A 2,781-nucleotide genomic window follows, 5' to 3' on the forward strand; every position below is an offset into this window, starting at 1 on the left:
CCCGGCCGGTGACGATCGGGTGGTCGGGGTCGCCGTTGAGGAAGTCGACGATGACTTCCTGGCCGATGCGCGGCAGCGCGGCCGCGCCGAAGGTGGCGCCGGCCCAGGCCGTGGACACGCGCACCCAGCAGCTGGAGTTCTCGTTGCGCTCGCCGATGCGGTCCCAGTGGAACTGCACCTTGACGCGGCCATATTGGTCTGCCCAGATTTCTTCGCCGGCCGGGCCGACAACCAACGCGGTCTGCGGGCCCTCGGTCCACGGCTTGGGCGTGGTGCGCGGAGGACGCCACGCATAGCTGGTGGGCTGGGCCTCGAAGGCGAAGCGCTGCACCGAGCCTTCGGAGGCGTTCGCGCCTTCGCTGGCCTGCAGGTTCTCTTGAAGGTCGTAGTCGACGGCCAGCAGCAGATGCTCCCTGTTCTGATCTTGACGCGGATGGTGCGTGAGCGTGAAGGTGCAGCCCGGGGCCAGATCGCGCCGGTTGGCGCGGCCTGTGGCCCGGCTGCGTTCGCTCAACTGTTCTTCGGTGCGGACGCGCGCATAGCTTTCGCCATCGTCGTGCTGGGTGAAGCCGCCCGGCCATTCATAGCGTTCGAAGTCGTCGTGGTCGTGCCCGGGCGGCATTTGCCGCAGGTGCGACAACTCGGCCCTTGGTTTCTCGAAGTCGTAGTCGTTGTTGAAGTAGTGGCCCGGGCGCACTTCATCCGAGGACGCCCATTCGTAAATGCGTTCGCTGGCCTCCAGCCCACCGGTCATGCCGGCCTTCTCGTGCGGGTGGTAGCGAACCGTCTCTCCGCCGGGCAGCGGCGCGTGCGAGCTGGCGATGTCGTCCGCGAAGACCAATACGTGCTGCTCGGCTTCGTGGCGGAAGTGGTAGTAGATCCCTTCGTGCTCGCACAGGCGCGAGATGAAGTCGAAGTCGCTCTCGTGGTACTGCACGCAGTAGGTCCAGGAGCGGTAGCTGCGGCTGAGCTTCTGCTCGAGAGGATGGCCGTAGCGGCCCAGCACGGACGCAACGATCTCGGGCACGGTCTGGTCCTGGAAGATGCGGAAGTCGGAGCGGCGCGTGGCGAGCCAGAGCCACGGGCGCAGCCGCATCCTGTAGAAGGCCTGGCGGTCGTCTTCGTGCGACAGGCCGAAGCGGGTGACGAGGCCAGCGAGGTAGCGCGGGGCGCCGCTCTCGGTCTCCATCACGACGGTGGCGGGCTTGCCCAGGATGGACTTGGGGTCCAGCGCATTGCTGCTGCCCAGCAATTCCAGGTCGAAGGCATAGGCCTGGCTGAGCGCCTCGCGCCCCGCCAGCCGATGGAATTGCAGTGCCTCGCCCAGCGGCGTCTGGATGGTGACGCGGCGCTTCATGGATGGCGCCTCCACGCGATCGGCAAGATCGCCGGGGACGCGACGGATGATGTCGCAATGGCGTGTTTCACGCGGACTCCCTGCAGTCGCTTTTGTTGATTACTTTTTGCTTAAGAGAGCGACGTGGCCGCTCTGGATGCGTCGTTGTCGTACGCTGCGACAAGACGTTTCAAGCGATCGCGATTATGCGATTTCAATGCGCGGCGAGGCGCAAGTTCTCTTTCGATTTGGGGGATTTTGTTGCAGTTGCAGCAGCGATTTGAATTGCCGGAAAAACGCACTCATACGACGTATGTAGTCAATGAATTCTTGATCCGGTTTTTATTCAAACAAAAGAACTCTTAACTGCGCTCCGCTGCACGCGCCAGCTGCGACAGTCTTTTGACCAGCGGCTCGAAGAGCTCCGCCGATGTGTTGCCATAGCCCAGCACCAATCCGTTGTCCGAAGGCCGCGGCCGCATCGCAAAGCTCGACAGCGCGGTGGGCGCGAGCCGGTGGCGCAGCGCATCGGCCGCAATGCGTCGGTCGTCGAAGCTCGGCGGCAGCCGCACCGTGAGGTGCAGTCCGCAGTGGCCGCCGTCGATCTCGTGCGGCACCTTGAAGTGCCGTGCGAGCGCCAGCCGCAGCGCCTGTTGCCGCTCGCGGTAGAGGCGCCGCATGCGGCCCAGGTGCCGGCTGAACTGGCCGCTCTCGATGAAGTCGGCCATCGCCAGCTGCTCGTGGCGGTGCCCGCCGCGCAGCATTTCCTCGAGCGGCTTCTGCACYGCGGCCATGAGCGGCGCAGGCAGCACCACGAAGCCCAGGCGCAGCGATGGAAACATCGTCTTGCTGAAGGTGCCCACATAGAGCACCGGCGCATCGTCCACCAGCCCCTGCATCGCGCCGATGGGTTCGCCGGTGTGGCGGAACTCGCTGTCGTAGTCGTCCTCGATGATCCAGGCGCCGTGGCGGCGCGCCTGTGCGATCAGCGCCAGGCGGCGCGCGATGCTCAGCACCGCACCGGCCGGGTACTGGTGCGAAGGCGTGGCGTAGACCAGCCGGGGCGGGTGCCTGTGCCAGTCGCGTTCGCTCGTGCACAGGCCTTCGGCATCGACGCGCATCGGCACGATGCGCATGTCGCCGGCATGCATGGCCGCCTTCGCGCCGCGGTAGCCGGGGTCTTCGACCCAGCCGGTGTCGCCGGGGTTCGACAGCAGCCGCACGCACAGCGCAATAGCTTCCTGCGCGCCCTCGGCGATCACGACCTGGTGCGGCTCGCAGCGCACGCCGCGCGCAATGGCCAGGTGCCGCGCGATGGCTGCGCGCAGCGGCGGTTCGCCGAGCGGATCGCCATAGCCGAGCGTGGCGGGGCTGGCGCCGCGGATCGCGCGGTCGATGGCGCGCCGCCATGCGGCCGCGGGAAAGTGCGAGAGCGCGGGCATGCC

At 66.8% G+C, this 2,781-nt stretch carries 2 protein-coding genes; both read right to left on the reverse strand.

Annotation, left to right across the window (positions count from 1 at the left end):
• Positions 1-1,357 (reverse strand): type VI secretion system Vgr family protein (locus tag AC1DOC_RS28045; protein WP_478130954.1); only part of this gene is annotated, 1,357 nt, incomplete at its 3' end.
• Between the two features lie 341 nt (positions 1,358-1,698).
• Positions 1,699-2,781: MocR-like pyridoxine biosynthesis transcription factor PdxR (gene pdxR / locus AC1DOC_RS28050; protein ID WP_478130955.1), on the reverse strand; the 1,083-nt coding region annotated here is incomplete at its 5' end.

The organism is Variovorax sp. 01T439_2, assembly GCF_056398445.1.